17 protein-coding genes are annotated in these 15,432 nt (G+C 50.2%); 7 read left to right on the forward strand and 10 right to left on the reverse strand.

The features are described 5' to 3' along the window. Window positions 1–13 precede the first annotated feature (13 nt). Genes K0H60_RS01515 through K0H60_RS01540 form a run of 6 tightly spaced genes read right to left on the reverse strand, consistent with a single transcriptional unit; the run spans window position 14 to window position 3,928 of the window. Window positions 14–1,330, reverse strand: a complete 1,317-nt coding sequence (locus K0H60_RS01515) for a sensor histidine kinase (RefSeq protein ID WP_220057031.1) — start codon at window positions 1,328–1,330, stop codon at window positions 14–16. 2 nt (window positions 1,331–1,332) lie between these two features. Next, entirely contained in the window at window positions 1,333–1,995 is a 663-nt protein-coding gene (locus tag K0H60_RS01520; protein WP_011621048.1) for a winged helix-turn-helix domain-containing protein, read from the reverse strand. Continuing rightward, a complete protein-coding gene (locus K0H60_RS01525) occupies window positions 1,995–2,261 on the reverse strand; it encodes a PepSY domain-containing protein (RefSeq protein ID WP_011621049.1) in 267 nt (88 codons plus the stop codon). Before K0H60_RS01525 ends, K0H60_RS01520 begins: the two co-directional genes overlap by 1 nt. Next, window positions 2,254–2,817, reverse strand: coding sequence for a diheme cytochrome c (locus tag K0H60_RS01530; RefSeq protein ID WP_220057032.1), 564 nt, complete (start codon window positions 2,815–2,817; stop codon window positions 2,254–2,256). The genes K0H60_RS01525 and K0H60_RS01530 overlap by 8 nt, the downstream gene beginning before the upstream one ends. A 47-nt stretch (window positions 2,818–2,864) precedes the next feature. After that, window positions 2,865–3,299, reverse strand: coding sequence for a DUF1924 domain-containing protein (locus K0H60_RS01535; protein ID WP_220057033.1), 435 nt, complete (start codon window positions 3,297–3,299; stop codon window positions 2,865–2,867). A gap of 32 nt (window positions 3,300–3,331) precedes the next feature. After that, window positions 3,332–3,928: a cytochrome b/b6 domain-containing protein gene (locus K0H60_RS01540; protein ID WP_220057034.1), complete on the reverse strand. Its 597-nt coding sequence runs from the start codon at window positions 3,926–3,928 to the stop codon at window positions 3,332–3,334. 206 nt (window positions 3,929–4,134) lie between these two features. On the opposite strand from K0H60_RS01540, the gene K0H60_RS01545 reads away from it, so the two are divergent. Then, window positions 4,135–4,557: a ribosomal maturation YjgA family protein gene (locus K0H60_RS01545; RefSeq protein ID WP_220057035.1), complete on the forward strand. Its 423-nt coding sequence runs from the start codon at window positions 4,135–4,137 to the stop codon at window positions 4,555–4,557. Between the two features lie 28 nt (window positions 4,558–4,585). Beyond that, window positions 4,586–5,074, forward strand: coding sequence for a hypothetical protein (locus tag K0H60_RS01550; RefSeq protein ID WP_220057036.1), 489 nt, complete (start codon window positions 4,586–4,588; stop codon window positions 5,072–5,074). Here the strand turns inward: K0H60_RS01550 and K0H60_RS01555 are convergent. Next, window positions 5,071–5,988: a LysR family transcriptional regulator gene (locus K0H60_RS01555; RefSeq protein WP_220057037.1), complete on the reverse strand. Its 918-nt coding sequence runs from the start codon at window positions 5,986–5,988 to the stop codon at window positions 5,071–5,073. The genes K0H60_RS01550 and K0H60_RS01555 overlap by 4 nt on opposite strands. Before the next feature lie 137 nt (window positions 5,989–6,125). Here K0H60_RS01555 and K0H60_RS01560 point away from each other — a divergent pair, with 137 nt between their 5' ends. Continuing rightward, window positions 6,126–6,887, forward strand: a complete 762-nt coding sequence (locus K0H60_RS01560; protein WP_220057038.1) for an SDR family NAD(P)-dependent oxidoreductase — start codon at window positions 6,126–6,128, stop codon at window positions 6,885–6,887. A 69-nt stretch (window positions 6,888–6,956) separates the two neighbouring features. Here K0H60_RS01560 and exaC read toward each other — a convergent pair whose 3' ends face one another. Further along, window positions 6,957–8,477: an acetaldehyde dehydrogenase ExaC gene (exaC, locus tag K0H60_RS01565; protein WP_011621057.1), complete on the reverse strand. Its 1,521-nt coding sequence runs from the start codon at window positions 8,475–8,477 to the stop codon at window positions 6,957–6,959. A 369-nt stretch (window positions 8,478–8,846) separates the two neighbouring features. On the opposite strand from exaC, the gene K0H60_RS01570 reads away from it, so the two are divergent. Then, entirely contained in the window at window positions 8,847–10,706 is a 1,860-nt protein-coding gene (locus K0H60_RS01570; protein WP_220057039.1) for a sigma-54-dependent Fis family transcriptional regulator, read from the forward strand. A 58-nt stretch (window positions 10,707–10,764) separates the two neighbouring features. Here the strand turns inward: K0H60_RS01570 and K0H60_RS01575 are convergent, their stop codons facing one another. Next, a complete protein-coding gene (locus K0H60_RS01575) occupies window positions 10,765–12,114 on the reverse strand; it encodes an ATP-binding protein (RefSeq protein WP_011715492.1) in 1,350 nt (449 codons plus the stop codon). A 14-nt stretch (window positions 12,115–12,128) separates the two neighbouring features. After that, the gene (locus tag K0H60_RS01580; protein WP_011621060.1) at window positions 12,129–12,815 is read right to left on the reverse strand and encodes a response regulator; all 687 of its coding nucleotides are present in this window, start codon (window positions 12,813–12,815) and stop codon (window positions 12,129–12,131) included. A gap of 568 nt (window positions 12,816–13,383) precedes the next feature. Between K0H60_RS01580 and K0H60_RS01585 the strand changes: the two genes are divergently transcribed. Genes K0H60_RS01585 through K0H60_RS01595 form a run of 3 tightly spaced genes read left to right on the forward strand, consistent with a single transcriptional unit; the run spans window position 13,384 to window position 15,271 of the window. Then, on the forward strand, window positions 13,384–13,872 hold the full coding sequence (locus K0H60_RS01585) for a Spy/CpxP family protein refolding chaperone (RefSeq protein ID WP_220057040.1): 489 nt from the start codon (window positions 13,384–13,386) through the stop codon (window positions 13,870–13,872). Window positions 13,873–13,922: 50 nt separating this feature from the next. Beyond that, a complete protein-coding gene (gene fieF, locus K0H60_RS01590; RefSeq protein ID WP_011715494.1) occupies window positions 13,923–14,822 on the forward strand; it encodes a cation efflux pump FieF in 900 nt (299 codons plus the stop codon). A 38-nt stretch (window positions 14,823–14,860) separates the two neighbouring features. Beyond that, window positions 14,861–15,271, forward strand: coding sequence for a hypothetical protein (locus K0H60_RS01595; RefSeq protein ID WP_220057041.1), 411 nt, complete (start codon window positions 14,861–14,863; stop codon window positions 15,269–15,271). The last annotated feature ends 161 nt before the right edge of the window (window positions 15,272–15,432 follow it).

Raw genomic sequence — 15,432 nt, forward strand, 5'->3', positions numbered from 1 at the left:
CTTTGCTGTGCGCTTAATGCGACTGAGGCAATATCACGCTAACCTTTAGCCCGCCAAGTGTTGAATGCGTAAAGCTAAGTTCCCCCTGATAACTCTCGACAATATCTTTGCAAATCGACAGGCCTAAGCCATGGCCTTGAATGCTCTCATCGAGCCGAATCCCACGCTCCGTAATCACCGTTAAATCGCTATCCGATACACCTTCGCCATCGTCGCTGACCTCTATTTGATACGCTTGATTGCTGGTATTCGTCTGCTTAATACGAAGCTGTATGTGTTGATGCGCATGCTTACAGGCGTTGTCGAGTAGATTTCCAAGCAGTTCCAGCAAGTCGTCCCGATCGAAGGGCAGCACAAGTTTCTTATCAAACTGACAATCAATTTGACGTTCTGGATAGATGCGCTGCATCACTTGGATAAGTGGCGGCAGATCGTCATTGAGCACGGTGAAACGCCCAGGGGTTGAAAGTCCGACGATTTTAGTGCGTTTAAGCTCTCGCTCAATAATATGGTGCAGATCCGCGAGCACCTTACTGCCTTCGCGTCTTTGATCAGGCGCTAGGCTATCGAGGTAGGATTGTAGCCCTTGCAGAGGACGTTTCATTTCGTGGGCAAGATTACCCAAGGCATTGCGTGAGCGTTGTACCCTTTGCCCCAGTTGATTCATGAGACGTTCGATTTCCTCAATCAAAGGGCTAATCTCTGTTGGCGTGTACTGGGTATCGATTTCTTGCCCTTGGAGTCGCAGTTGCCTGATGGCATCTGGCATTTGCTCTAGCGGTTTAAAGCCCCGTTTGAGCAACAGATGCTGCGCAAATAGCAAGATCATAATGGTCAGCAGTACCACTACCGCCGCAAAGCCTAGAAAGCGTAATTGGGTTTGCTCGAGCGAGCTTATGTCTTCCGTCACCCACAGGGTAATGGTTTGCTCATTCTTGACTATCGTCTGGCTGAACATCAGCCAGTGTTCCTGGCCCACGTATTGAGTGGCTTGTTGTTGCTCGCCAACGTTAAGATTGGGGAGTGAAACGGCATGATCGAAAAGCGAGCGCGAACGTAATAGCTGCTCACCGATGTTAATCACAAAGTAGTGGCCCGAATTGACCCTGTGATACACATTGGGGAGCCTGTCTGTACTCAGTGCCCAAGTGCCATCGGCTTGTGGTTCGAGGGCGGAGATCAGGCTATCGGCATCGTGTTGCAGGCGCGAGGCGACAAAGTCTTGGGTTAAGATTTGAATGCCTTGAAACAGTAAATACAACAATAGCACCATGGCGCAGGTGAGGGTGATAAGCAGATTGCGGGTGAGGTAGGCTTTGAGTGAATACACGCTTAGGCATCCTTGAGTCGATAACCTTGGCCGCGTCGCGTTTCGATATAGTCTTTGCCTAGGCGTTGGCGGAGTCGGTTGACGTATACTTCAATCACATTGCTGTCTTTGATTTGTTCCTCTTCGTAAATGCGTTCACTCAACTCGGATTTGGAGACAATCTTAGTTGGGTTGGCCATTAAATAATGCAACAGGCGATACTCAATCTTAGTGAGCTCGATAACGTCCCCTTCGGCATTGGTCACCGCTTGTTTATCCACATCGAGGGAGACACCCGCATGTTGCAGCAGGTTATCGGCGCGGCCAAAGTGGCGGCGGATCAGCGCTTCTAATCTGGCGAGCAGCTCCTCAACATGGAAAGGTTTACCGAGATAATCATCGGCGCCAGCCTTTAGGCCATCGACGCGTTCGTGCCAAGCATCGCGAGCCGTAAGAATTAATACTGGCATCAGCAAGCCCTTTTGGCGCCATTGGCTCAGTACGCTTAAGCCCGGCTTACCGGGCAAGCCTAAATCGAGGATCACCGCCTCGAAGGCTTCTTCCTCGCCAAGAAAAGCGCCATCGATACCATTATTGGCATGTTCAACGGTATAGCCCGCTTTGTTAAGGGCGGGGATGAGGCGAGCCACTAAGTCAGTATCGTCTTCAATCAAGAGTAAGCGCATTAGTCGACCTTCTCCTTAAGCCATTCACCCGTCTTGGCATCGATCTTAATCTCGTAGACGACGCCATCGTCGCGCAGGATTTCGAGTTCATAGATGATGCGCCCGTGTTTTTGCTCGACCTCGAGGTCGAGCAAGCGCCCCTTAAGGCGCGACTCATAGCGTTGCATGATGGTGTCGAAGGGTAATACTTTACCCTCCTTCACCCATTCGACCACTTTGTTGGAGAGGTCTTCATCATGGGCTAGACAGCTTGGGCTGTTAATCATCCCAGCGACCAAAGCTAGGAATATTAACGGTATCTTCATCGAATATGCCCTTCTCTGCGAGGTTATGGCAATTGCTGCATTGGCTGAATGAGCCGACTTTGGGGTTATCTTGCACCATGCGTCTTGGGATCTCATCGTGCTTACGGATAAAAAATGCCTGCTCGGTAATTTTTTGCGGCCCCATTCCGGCAATCAAAGGTTTGCTATTTTTCATCACCTTACCATTTTGCGCAGCATGTTGAACGAGATATTGCTCAATTCTAGCCGCTGCTTCAGGCGCCATGCTGGCATCATCACCAAAGTGATTGCTTAGGTTGCTGGTAATTGCCTGCCATTTTTCGGCGGGCTGTAAATTTGCGGGATACGCCATATGGCAGCTACCGCATTCTGCCGAGTATTCTGCATTTTGTGGGATAGCTTGATTAAGCTCGCGACCATCGTCGGCATAACCTGTGCTGGTAAAGGTCAAGCTGAGCCCTACGGCGCCTATCGCAAGGGCGAGGACGGTGAGTGTTGAACCTACAATCCAGCTTAGGGGATGGGCTTGTTTAGTCATGATATTTCCTTAGGTTTTAATGATTAAAATGGATGTGAATAACGCCGTTATTGCAAACTCAGCCACAGCAGTACGTCGCCTTTTTCTTGAGGCGTGCACTCGCGTTTAAAGGTCCAGTTACAGTTGCGGGTAAACCATTTCTCAATCTTGGCCGCATCGGTTAAACGGTTACTGGTGAGCGACGGCGCCATGGCCTCGATGGGCTTTCGGGTGTTTTGATGCATACCTGAGTCTGTCACTTTGGCGGTGTGGCAGCTGGCACAGCTGCGGTCCTCACTCTGCTGTAGCCACAGTGCTTGTCCTGCCGCTGCGCTAAAGGGGCCAGCACCTTGTGCCTGATATTGTTGCAGTTGTAAGCCGATTCGCTCGGCGCTGAGCGGCAAGCTGGCGACCTTGGTATTGGCGGCGCTGGCATTAACACTGCTGAGCAGTACCACAGTGAGTGCCAATCCCATCAGGCTTTTATTCAGGTTGTTGTTCATGTCGACTCCTTTGAGCGGTCGGATTGTGACGGTTATTGATGTTCATCTTGTTGGATCAACGGGCGCTGTTTTTTACCTGTCAGCATGGCTTTGACGAGGTTTTCCTTATGTAGCAGGCTGCTGATGATCACGCCGCCGACATGGGTGACGATAAGAAACAGGCTGAAGTTGGCGAAAAACTCATGCACTTCCTTCAGTGCGCCCTCGGGCCAAGAGGCGAAAAAGCTTGTGGCCAGTGGACCCTGGCCATCGGTGGCATAAAGCGCCATACCGGAGAAGCCCGTGAACCCTATGCTGAGGACCAGGGCGACTATCATCAGTGCACCTGCGGGATTGTGGCCGATGTAATCCTTAGCCTTGCCCGTGAAGAGTTCTTTCAGGTAAGCCAATGCGATGCTCGGGCGGGTAACAAAGTTGATAAAACGCGCATGGTGAGTGCCAATCACACCCCATAACAGACGAAATACCAGTAGGGTTAAGATGCTGTAGCCAGCGTAACTGTGGATGTTCATCCATTCGTCTTCACCTTCGGTGAGGTAGGCTAAGGTAAAAAAGCCCACCAATGACCAGTGAAAGGTACGGATCAAGGGATCCCAGACTTTGATGTTTTGCTGCATATTTGAGGACATGATCTGTTGCTCCTAAGGTGGTGTGCTTGCAGGCTACTAAAGCCAAACTTAAACGGCGCTTAAATTTTGCGGAGTGAACTTGCCCGGTGTTCTGATGAGCTAACTGGGTAAATAAGTGAAAAATCCATCGAACTAAGCTTGTTAAGCTATTGGTATTCAGCTAGATTTTTCCGCTTCATCTTCGAGAGGTAAGGGATTAACCGTTTATGCCTGTCCATCTTTTTAGCCGTCGGCCCGATCGAAAATCTTTTTTAATTTATGCGGTGTTGCTGTTTATCATCGAAGTGTTGATCGCGCGTTTTGCGCCTCCGGGGTTTATTCGCGGTTTTGTCGGTGACGTGTTAGTGGTGATCCTGTTGTTTTGCATGGCGCGCACGCTAGTGCCCGTGGTGAATGTAAAAGGGGAGTCAATTAACCGGTTATGGCACACGCCATGGTTGGCACTGGCGGTGTTGCTGTTTGCCTTCGCTATCGAATTTGGCCAATATTGGGGCTTAGTGGACAAGCTGGGGTTGGGCGGCAATCGCTTGGCGCGAATCGTGATTGGTAGCCATTTCGATCCACTCGACTTGCTAGCGTATTTTGTCGGATACCTGATTTTAATGGGCTTGTATTGGAAGCGAAATTAGCGATTTCAAGGCACAGGAAGGATACAACATGCAGCCGATAACAGCCTTCACACTGCGAGTGTCCGATACCGAGGCGCTCACTCAGCCTTTGTATTTCAATCAGCAAGCTACTGGCGCCAACATCGCGGGAAGACAGCTTGAGGCCCAGTACCGCTGCTCGTTACCCAATGGCACCCAAGGCTATTTACTGCTGACCTCCTACGATTGTCCCTTTGAAGAATCGACCGAGTGCAGCCTGCTTGATGCATCTTTTAAATTAGTGGCGAGTCGCTCCCTCTCGCAGAGCTATCATTCGTTTTTACTCTATGCCCATTGGCCAGTTGCGGATAATGGCCTGCGGCTGCATTACTACGATCAGTTAGTTTGGGATTTGCATATTCTGCCAAGCCGTCTAGGTAGGTTCGGCGGGCCTCGTCTCGCATTTAACCCCGTAGCCAACCCTGAGTGCGATCCCCGCACGGCAAGCTCGATGGCGGAACTGTCGCAGCGGTTAGCGAATATCGAGACTGGCCGTTAACGCGATACTAAAAAAGGCGTTAGCAGCTCGGTTAACCAAGCCATAAATACCTGAAGTCGTTTAGAAAGATGTCGTCTATGGGGATAGAGCAGGCTCACCGGCATTGAGGGCGCAGGGTAATCTGGCAGGATCTCAATCAGTTCTCCGGTTTGGAGATATTTAGCCACCCCAATATTCGGCGCTTGAATAATCCCTAATCCCGCCAGACAGGCCGCGCTGTAGGCATCGGCATTATTGACTGTGATTAGCTTAGGTAAGGCTAGGGCGCATAGTTCGTAATTATCTTGACTCAGATACTCAAATCCTGAATCGCTGCCGCCTAACTGGCCAACGTAGTGGATAAGCTTATGCCCTTGGCTAAGTTCTTCTATATTCGATGGTTTACCGTATTTTGCGATGTAGCTTGGGCTAACGCAGTTCAGCATCTTAAAGTGGCCAATCTTTTTAGCGATAACGCCTTCTTGCTGCACGCTGCCAACGCGGATCACGCAGTCAAAACCTTCGGCCACGATATCGACTTTGCGATCGGTACTGCTCAGCTCCAACTCAATCTGGGGATATTGTTCAATAAAGTCAGGAAGATGGGGAAGCACTAAGTTTCGTGCTATCCCCGTGGACATATCGACTCTTAAGCGACCGGAAATTTGCACTGCCTGCAGTTGGAAAAGGCTTTCTAACTCTTGATAGTCGGTGAGCAAGTTTTTACAGCGCTCATAACAACTTATGCCATCTTGAGTGAGGCGCACCGTGCGGGTGGTGCGTTGTAGTAAGCGTGCCCCTAGTGCGGTTTCGAACTGAGCTACGACATTCGATACATGGGTTTTCGATAGACCTAGGCTGATACTGGCTTGAGTAAAACTCTCTAATTCAGCTACCCGCATAAAAATTTGCATGGCTTGTAGTCTATCTTGCATCGCAATTGTTCTCTAATAGCTAACAGTCTTGCCATTTATAGTGTGTTTATCACTCTTTGTGCAAGTAATAAGCTGTGTGCTGTGGAATCGCCATGCTGTGCGGCGGCATTAACATAGATGAATGAAGAGGATACACAATGAACACAACTCCCATCGCGCTGATCACTGGTGCAAGCCGTGGCTTAGGTAAAAATGCGGCCCTGACCTTAGCTGCACAAGGTGTTGATATTATTCTAACTTACCAAAGTAATGCCGCTGCGGCCGCCGAGGTGGTTGCGGAAATTGAATGGCACGGGCGCAAGGCTGTCGCTTTACCGTTAGATGTGGGTGATAGCCAATCTTTTAACGATTTTTCGCTGCGCGTAAAAGCCGCACTCGAACAGACTTGGCAGCGGGATAGTTTTGACTATCTAGTTAATAATGCTGGTATTGGTATCCATGTGCCTATGGCTGAAACCAGCGTGGAGCAGTTCGATACTTTGATGAATATCCATGTCAAAGGCCCCTTCTTTTTAACTCAGGCGTTGCTGCCTCTGCTTGCCGATAACGGCAGTATTATCAATGTCTCTACTGGGTTAACACGCTTTGCTGTCCCGGGGTTTGGTGCCTACGCCACCATGAAAGGCGCGGTCGAAACCATGACCAAATACTGGGCTAAGGAGCTGGGGCCGCGTGGCATTCGCGTTAATGTGCTGGCTCCCGGTGCAATTGAAACGGACTTTGGCGGTGGTGCGGTGCGGGATAATCCACAAATGAATGAGTTTTTAGCGCAGCAAACGGCTTTGGGGCGGGTGGGATTACCCGAGGATATTGGTGGCGCAATCAGTGTCTTGTTGTCACCCGCCGCGGCGTGGATAAACGCCCAACGTATCGAAGCTTCTGGCGGTATGTTTTTATAGTTCAATGCGAGAAAAACAAAGAAAGGGCCTGTGGCCCTTTCTTGTTATTAAGGCATAGTTTCAGTTTGGTTAGAAGAACCCGAGCGGATTGATATCGTAACTCACTAATAGGTTTTTGGTGTTTTGATAGTGATTGAGCATCATTTTGTGGGTTTCACGGCCGATGCCCGACTTTTTATAACCGCCAAAGGCCGCGTGGGCCGGATAGGCGTGGTAGCAGTTAATCCAAACGCGACCCGCTTGAATGCCTCGACCTAGACGCTGGGCGCGGTTCATGTCCCGAGTCCATACACCCGCCCCAAGGCCGTATTCGGTATCGTTGGCAATTGCCAAGGCTTCGGCCTCATCCTTGAAGGTGGTGACCGAAATAACCGGACCGAAGATTTCCTCTTGGAAAATCCGCATTTTATTATGGCCTTTCATGATCGTTGGGCTGATGTAATAGCCTTTGCTTTGCTCGCCTTCAAGCTGGCAGAGCGAGCCGCCTAAGAGCACCTGCGCGCCTTCATCTTTACCAATTGCGAGATAGCTTAAGATCTTATCGAACTGTTCTTGGGAGGCCTGTGCGCCCACTTGGGTGGCGGTATCCAGCGGGTTGCCCTGCTTGATGGTTTGCGCACGGGCGAGCACTTTTTCGATAAAGCGATCGTAAATCGACTCTTGGATTAACACCCTTGATGGGCAAGTACAGACTTCACCTTGGTTGAAGAAGGCCAGCAACATGCCTTCGACGGCCTTATCTAAATACTCGTCTTCGTGGTCCATTACATCGGCGAAATACAGGTTAGGCGATTTACCGCCGAGTTCGACTGTCGATGGGATCAGTGATTCGGCGGCACATTTTAAGATGTGGTAACCGACTTCGGTGGAGCCAGTAAAGGCCAGTTTCGCGATACGTTTGCTGGTGGCGAGGGCTTGGCCCGCTTCGGCGCCAAAACCGTTGACGACGTTAAGGATGCCGGGCGGCAGCAGATCTTCAATTAGCTCGAGTAGCACAAGGATAGATACAGGCGTTTGCTCGGCGGGTTTGAGTACCACGCAGTTACCTGCAGCGAGTGCGGGGGCGATTTTCCACGCAGCCATCAACAGCGGGAAGTTCCACGGAATGATTTGCCCGACGACACCTAAAGGCTCGGGGAAGTGATAGCTGACGGTGTTGCCATCGATATCGGCGGCGCTGCCTTCCTGTGCTCGAATACAGCCGGCGAAGTAACGGAAATGATCGACAAACAGAGGTAAGTCGGCGTTGAGGGTTTCACGCACTGCTTTACCGTTTTCCCAGGTTTCGGCAACGGCTAAGTATTCGAGATTTTGCTCAACGCGATCGGCGATACGCAGCAGTAAATTTGCACGCTCGGTGACCGAGGTTTTGCCCCAGGCATCCTTAGCTGCGTGGGCAGCATCGAGCGCCAGTTCGATATCGCGGTAGTCGGAGCGGGGAATTTTACAGAAGTTTTGACCATTGACGGGGGAGCGATTATCAAAGTATTCGCCGTTGACTGGGGCGACCCATTTGCCACCGATAAAGTTGGCGTATTTTTCTTTAAAGTTAACGATGGCACCAGCGGTTCCGGGTTGAGCATAAATCATAGTGTTTTCCTTCTGTGGCTGCCGAATACGCTAAATGTGCAGCGTCTCAGCAATGGGTCTTATTGAAATAGGTTTAAGCACTGTTGTTATTTTTATCCTTTGCCAATCGAGTTGACTGACAAAGCTATTGATTAAGTTAGTGTTCTCTTACGCAACACTTGAGCACTGCGTACAAACAGACATCGCAAGGACAGTGCCAAACTGGCAGGAGTTGTACACTTGTTGAGCTAACAGTATGATGAAAAGCTAATTTTGCAGATCCCAAACAATAGGGGCGCTCACGGAAGGAAAGGTGCCCTGTGGTCATTTTGTCATCCAGCGACACACCATGGGTGTGCCGAAATGGAACAGCGCTCGGGGAGCTTGGCTATGACAGTAAAACCGCATTTTCCAACCACACAGGCATGGTTAACCGATTCATGGCAACGCAGTTTAGGTGCTGGCTTGTCAGAGTTTCATGCCGGTGAGGATCTCAGGCTCACGCGTTCGGAGCTCAAACATAAGCATGAACAATATCAGCAGCTCATCGAATTAGTACAATCCCATGCCTTACCGCTATTTAATCAACTGATGGCGCACTCTAATAGTCGATTATTGCTCTCCGATGCCGATGGTTATGTGCTGAAACATTGGGGGGTGAGCCGCTATTCCAGCAAGCTGGCTGATGTGGCGCTCGATATTGGGGTCAACTGGCTCGAAAAGTATAAGGGCACCAATGCAATAGGCACGGCGCTCACGGCCAAGCAGGCGGTGTCAGTGGTCGGCGAGCAGCATTTTATCCGCCAAAACCGCTTTATGAGTTGCACCGCTTGCCCGATTTTTTCACCCCAAGGCGAGATGCTCGGAGTGCTTGATATTACCAGTGAGCAGCAACGGCATTCGCAGCAAACCTTAATGCTAGTGTCGAGTCTGGCGCAGCAGGTCGAAACGGCGCTGCTGTGTCATCTGCCCGATAGTCATTATCGAATCGATTTCGCGGTGCAGCCGAGTCTATTGAATTCCGGCTGGCAAGGCATAGTTATCGCCAGCAGTGATGGGCGGATTGTGGGTTGTAATCCCATGGCGAAACAGCTGCTGAGTCAGGCCAAACTGGGTGACAGTTTAGAGCAACACCTCGGCGATAATTGGGCGCGAGCGGGGGGCTTTCACCGCGATTCGGCGCTGCATGTGCAGACGCAAGCATTGGCACTGACGCAGACGAAAAGTACCAGAACCCTTCAAGATAAACCCTTGAACCAATTGGGTGTCAGGTTTCGTGACCCGTTACTTGAGCGTGCCTGGCAGCAGGCGAACAAGGTGATCACTAAGCAAATTCCTTTACTTGTGCTTGGCGAAACGGGTGTCGGCAAAGAGCAATTTGTGAAAAAGCTTCACGCCCAGAGTACCCGCCGCGCACAGCCCTTGGTGGCGGTGAACTGCGCCGCCTTGCCCGCAGAGCTGGTTGAGTCTGAGTTATTTGGTTATCAGGCGGGGGCCTTTACTGGCGCCAATCGAACTGGTTTTATCGGTAAGATCCGTCAGGCACACGGCGGCTTTTTGTTCCTCGATGAAATTGGCGAGATGCCACTGGCGGCGCAGAGTCGTTTACTTCGGGTGTTGCAGGAGCGCGAGGTCGTTCCCGTCGGCAGTAATCAAAGTTTTAAGGTCGATATTCAGATCATCGCCGCGACCCATATGGACTTAGAGTCGCTGGTGGCGCAGGGGCTGTTCCGTCAGGATTTGTTTTATCGCCTGAATGGATTGCAGGTGCGGCTGCCTGCGCTGCGTGAGCGGCAGGATATTGAGCGCATCATCCATAAGTTGCACCGCCGTCACCGCAGCAGCGCGCAAACCTTGTGTACTGAGCTGTTGGCGCAGCTAATGCGCTACGATTGGCCCGGTAACCTAAGGGAGCTGGATAACCTAATGCAGGTGGCTTGTTTGATGGCCGAAGGTGAAGCTGTACTCGAGATCAATCATCTCCCCGATTACCTTGCTCAAAAGCTAATGAACTTGGCGTGTGAGTCGCAGACCTTAACTGAGGTTGTCGAAGCAGAAGCAACGGCACATCCGTACGAGCTGGCTGAGTCTAGCTCCGCCACCATCGACTCGCTCCACGGAACCATTAATCTGAACGTGTTGCAGGCTTACCGTGCTTGCGATGGCAATGTGAGCCAATGCGCTAAGCGTTTGGGGATTAGTCGTAATGCCCTGTATCGTAAGTTAAAACAGCTAGGGATTAAGGGTTAACGGCAGTTGACTGTTGATGATATAAGGCCCGCTAACTGTGTTAGCGGGCCTTATGTTTTTAGGTTGGCAAACTGATATTGACTTCGAGGCCGTGGGGCTGGCGATTCTCGGCCCTGATTTTACCTTTATGGGCGCTAATGGCGGCTTCGGTAATGGCGAGTCCTAGACCCCAACCACCGCTTTCTCGCTGCCTTGCCGAATCGGGGCGATAGAAGGGTTTGAAAATCGCTTCAAGCTCCGCAGGATCAATCCCTGGACCATCGTCTTTAATGGTGATCTGTACTTGGCCGTTGGCTTGGCTCGCTAGCAGATGAATATCGCTCTGGGCATAACGAATCGCGTTGCGTAGCAGGTTTTCTATCGCACGGGACAGGGATTTCGGATAATGGCTGAGCTCGATAGCTTCATCGATATCGATAGTGATTTTTTTGCCCTGTTGATCGGCCTCAAATTCGGCGTCATCTAGCACTTGGCTGAGGGACTCGGCCAATCCGAGGCGCACCTTAGTCTCATTGGTGCTGAGTTTGACCCGCGACAACTCCAAGAGCTCTGCGATCAATTTCTCTAGTTGCTCTGCCTCGTAGGCGATACGGTCGGTTTCCGTAGTCTGTTGGCCTTTTTTGCGGGCCAGTGCCAGTGACAATTGTAGGCGAGTTAGTGGGGTGCGCAGTTCGTGGGAAATATCTCCCATCAAACGTTGCTGATTCTTCACCATGGCTTCAATCGAATCAGCCATGCTATTAAAGGCGGTGGCGAGCTGACCGATTTCATCGTTACGTTGAGTGGTCGCCTTATCGACGCGGTTACTGAGATCACCTTCGGCGAGGGCGTCGGCACTTTTCTTGAGCGAGTTTAATGGTTTACCTAAATGCCAAGCGAGAATGGCGCACAGTAATCCCGAGAGCACTATGGCTAGGCTTAGGGTGAGCAGCTTGTTTTCGATAAAGAAGAAGAACCAGGGGCGAGGGTGAATATCCGGCAAGCGACCATAGAGATAGTAGGTTTCACCCTGAAGGGTAAACTGGTGTGGGCCGAAGACCAATTCATCTTTAAATTGATGACTAATCGGCTGTTTTTCCTCATCTGTCATCAGCATAAAGCTGCGTACGCCACGGCTCACTCGACTGGTATTAATCACTTGGCCTTGGCTGTTGGCCAGATAGAGTCGAAGGGGTTTGCCTTCCATATCGCCACGTCTTTCCCAGCGGCGCAGAAAATCAGACGTGACTAGCTCGGGATTGTCTTGAATACGCTGCGCTATGCTTGCCAGCACTTTTTGCAGATGCGGCGGAATTGGGGCGCGGTCATGGTTTTGCTGCAGCAATGGCAGCAGGCCCACCAAAGCGATAATCAGCGAGCTACAGATCCAAAATCCTAGGAGTAATTTGATAAATAAGCGATTAGGCACAGTTGTTCCCGCCGTTATGGTAGCCAGATATAGCCTTTGCCACGGATGGTTTTCACCCTAGGTCTGCCATCGCTACGCTCGGGGAGTTTTTTGCGTAGATTCGAGAGGTGCATATCTAGGCTGCGGTCGAAGGGCATGAGTTTTTTGCCGAGCACTATCTCGTTAAGCTCTTCTTTATTCATCAATTCACCCGCATGAAGCGCCAGCGTGTGTAGCAGGGTAAACTCGGTTCCCGTCAGAATAATCAGCTGCTCATTGCAGTAGGCTTCTTGGCGTGAGGGATCTAAACGTAAATCACCAAACTCCTGCGCCGGGGTGGCGTGGATCTCTTGGGCGGTTAAGTGTGAACGGCGAATGATGGCGCGAATCCGAGCGATAAGCTCCCTGTCATTGAAGGGTTTAGGTAAATAGTCATCGGCACCGATCTCAAGCCCAACCACACGGTCAATTTCATCACCTCTGGCGGTGAGCATCAGCACCGGTGTTTGCTTGTGTTGGCGCAGGGCGCGTAGCACTTCAAAACCGTTTAATTTAGGTAACATCACATCGAGTAAGATCAGATCGTAATCCCCCGCTAGGGCCAGTTCTAGGCCTTGCTTGCCATCATAGGCCAGCGTGAGTTTAAACCCTTCGAGCTCGAGTAATTGTCCGAGGAGTTCTGATAAACCAAGGTCATCATCGATTAATAATATCCGACTCATAGTGTTCCTTAATCTGGGTGAACGGTGCGAAAGACTAGGGCGTGTTGACGTTTCAGGGTTATTTTTGCAGCAATTTGGCTGGCGTTTATGCAAGGCAAAGTCCGTGCGGTGTAGTTATTCTACATAAACGGACGATAACGCAGCAGAAAATCAGCCAAATGCTGCCCGAAGGGTTCGTCTGGCAAGCACTTGCTCTTTGTCACTCGTCATTTGAGTAGAATAACTACACATCATTCCTCGTTTCGCGAGCACGAGCTTGCCAGAACGAACAAAATCTAATCTCGAAACGTCAACACGCCCTAATAGTCGTGCTAAACCGCAGGCACTTTTAGCATTTTGCCTGAGTATACCTCTTTTGATGTCAATTGCTGTGTAGCAATGTAAGCCAAAGTAAAGAATAGGGAATTTGTTAGTTCTTGTCGCAACTTTACACTGATTTACTCAGGTCACGCCCTCACTTACATATGACGCTTTAGACTGTAATCGTCGGAAGTGATTCGGCTTTTAAAAGGGTCGTCACTGTATCTTGTCTTTAACAACATAACGTTGAACTATTGAGGTTAACATGATGAAAACATTATCTCCTTTTAAAGCAGGCCTATTTGCCATCCTAGCAAGCTCTGCGGTATTCGCGACGACAGTTAATGCCGAGCCAAGCCAAGGTTGTGACCATCCTCGCGGCGAGTTCCACAAACACGGCGAGCGTATGGCCCATGATGGTATGCACAGAATGTTTGAGGGCTTGGATTTAACCGATGCACAGAAGGCCGACATTAAAAAGCTGTTTGCTGAGCAACGCGCCGCACGTAGCGACGACAGACCGAGCAAGGAGGAGCGTTTAGCGCATCGTGCTGAAATGCAGGCATTGATCACCTCCGCTACCTTCGATGAGGCGCAAGCTAAGGCGCTGATGAGTGCACAGCAGGAAAAACGTCAAGCCCAAGCGATTGAACGGATGAAGATGCAGAATCAAATCTACAATCTGCTGACACCTGAACAGCAAGCTAAGTTTAAAGCGCGATTTGAAGCACAAGCTGGTAAAGAACCTCGCGGTTAAGCTTGTAAGCTGATATACAATAGGGTCATAGCTTCCCGATATAGACCCCTATGACTCAGACTTCCCAATACGATTTTTGGGTCAAACTGGCTAGTCGCGCTTCCGTGGCTACCGCTTTGACCCTTATTCTTATCAAGCTGTTAGCTTGGTTATATTCTGGCTCGGCCAGTATGCTGGCGTCCTTAACGGACTCCTTTGCCGATGCGCTCGCCTCAATCATCAACTTTATCGCCATTCGTTATGCCATCGTCCCCGCCGACCATGACCACAGATACGGCCACGGTAAAGCGGAGCCATTAGCGTCGTTGGCACAATCGGCCTTTATTATGGGCTCGGCATTCCTGCTGCTGTTTTATGGGGGAGAGCGGTTACTCAATCCCGCTCCAGTTGAGCACGCAACTTTAGGTGTGGTGGTCTCAGTCGTCGCGATTGTGTTGACATTAGCATTAGTGATGTTGCAAAAGCGGGCGCTGGCGGCAACCAATAGTACGGTAGTCGAGGCCGATTCGTTGCACTATAAGTCGGATTTATTCCTTAATGGTGCCGTGTTGCTCGCACTCGTCTTGTCCCAATATGGCTGGTGGTGGGCCGATGGGCTTTTTGCTGTGCTTATCGCTTGCTATATCGGCCAACAGGCATTTGATCTAGGTTACCGCTCTATTCAAGCACTGCTCGACCGTGAGCTGGATGAGGACACTCGTCAACGGATTAAACAAATCGCTAAGGAAGACTCCCGAGTCCAAGGGCTGCATGATTTGCGCACACGCCAAGCGGGTAAGACTATCTTTATTCAATTCCATTTAGAGTTGGATGGCAATTTGAGTCTGAACGAAGCCCACAGTATTGCCGATACCACGGGACTCAGGGTGAAAGCCGCCTTTGAAGATGCCGAGGTGATTATTCACCAAGATCCTGTGCAGGTGGAACCTAGTGCTGCGGCCTCATCATAATAAGTTTGAATCGTTATTAAACAGCCAAAGGAATGGTTATGTCATGGACGCAGCAACAGGTTCACCCCTTAGCCGAACAGACTCGGCTCATCTGCCGTTATCATAGATTATCGACCCGCTTTGAGTTGATTGCCGAACATGCCCTCGCCGTGAGCGCGGGGCCAGGTTCAAATTTCAATGAGCACAACTTAGGCTACCCTCCTATGGGCGTTTGGAGCGAGCTTATCCTGCGCCAACCTTTATATTATTGGCCGAGAACGATTCCATTTAATATTGCACAGCGGGACTACCGACTGCATATTTGGCCTTTGTTGATGTGGCGCAGCCGTGTGATCTGCGCGCAGTCGGGAAAGGTGGTGATTATTGAATGTCTCGATGAACGAAAACGCCGTTCGATAATTCGTTGGTGTTATTTCGGCATAATGAATTTATTGCGTATAGTCAGTTAGTACTTAGTATTTAATATTGAGTATGTTATTTAATACTTAAGTATATCAAGTTTGTTATTTTTTAATTTAAAGCTGAATACTTCCTGTATGAAACGTATTTAGTTTTTACAAACTGTCACTCTTATTATTTGTTTGTTGTAATATCCGCCGCGTTTACTACT

Origin of the sequence: Shewanella mangrovisoli, assembly GCF_019457635.1 — a bacterium.
Taxonomy (GTDB): domain Bacteria; phylum Pseudomonadota; class Gammaproteobacteria; order Enterobacterales; family Shewanellaceae; genus Shewanella; species Shewanella mangrovisoli.

Coding starts and splice junctions, on each gene's coding strand:
- K0H60_RS01550 (WP_220057036.1), top strand. CDS start 4,586: ATGCAGCCGATAACAGCCTTCACACTGCGAGTGTCCGATACCGAGGCG.
- K0H60_RS01545 (WP_220057035.1), top strand. CDS start 4,135: ATGCCTGTCCATCTTTTTAGCCGTCGGCCCGATCGAAAATCTTTTTTA.
- K0H60_RS01560 (WP_220057038.1), top strand. CDS start 6,126: ATGAACACAACTCCCATCGCGCTGATCACTGGTGCAAGCCGTGGCTTA.
- K0H60_RS01530 (WP_220057032.1), bottom strand. CDS start 2,817: ATGACTAAACAAGCCCATCCCCTAAGCTGGATTGTAGGTTCAACACTC.
- K0H60_RS01555 (WP_220057037.1), bottom strand. CDS start 5,988: ATGCAAGATAGACTACAAGCCATGCAAATTTTTATGCGGGTAGCTGAA.
- K0H60_RS01570 (WP_220057039.1), top strand. CDS start 8,847: ATGACAGTAAAACCGCATTTTCCAACCACACAGGCATGGTTAACCGAT.
- K0H60_RS01580 (WP_011621060.1), bottom strand. CDS start 12,815: ATGAGTCGGATATTATTAATCGATGATGACCTTGGTTTATCAGAACTC.
- K0H60_RS01540 (WP_220057034.1), bottom strand. CDS start 3,928: ATGTCCTCAAATATGCAGCAAAACATCAAAGTCTGGGATCCCTTGATC.
- K0H60_RS01525 (WP_011621049.1), bottom strand. CDS start 2,261: ATGATTAACAGCCCAAGCTGTCTAGCCCATGATGAAGACCTCTCCAAC.
- fieF (WP_011715494.1), top strand. CDS start 13,923: ATGACTCAGACTTCCCAATACGATTTTTGGGTCAAACTGGCTAGTCGC.
- K0H60_RS01585 (WP_220057040.1), top strand. CDS start 13,384: ATGAAAACATTATCTCCTTTTAAAGCAGGCCTATTTGCCATCCTAGCA.
- exaC (WP_011621057.1), bottom strand. CDS start 8,477: ATGATTTATGCTCAACCCGGAACCGCTGGTGCCATCGTTAACTTTAAA.
- K0H60_RS01535 (WP_220057033.1), bottom strand. CDS start 3,299: ATGAACAACAACCTGAATAAAAGCCTGATGGGATTGGCACTCACTGTG.
- K0H60_RS01595 (WP_220057041.1), top strand. CDS start 14,861: ATGTCATGGACGCAGCAACAGGTTCACCCCTTAGCCGAACAGACTCGG.
- K0H60_RS01520 (WP_011621048.1), bottom strand. CDS start 1,995: ATGCGCTTACTCTTGATTGAAGACGATACTGACTTAGTGGCTCGCCTC.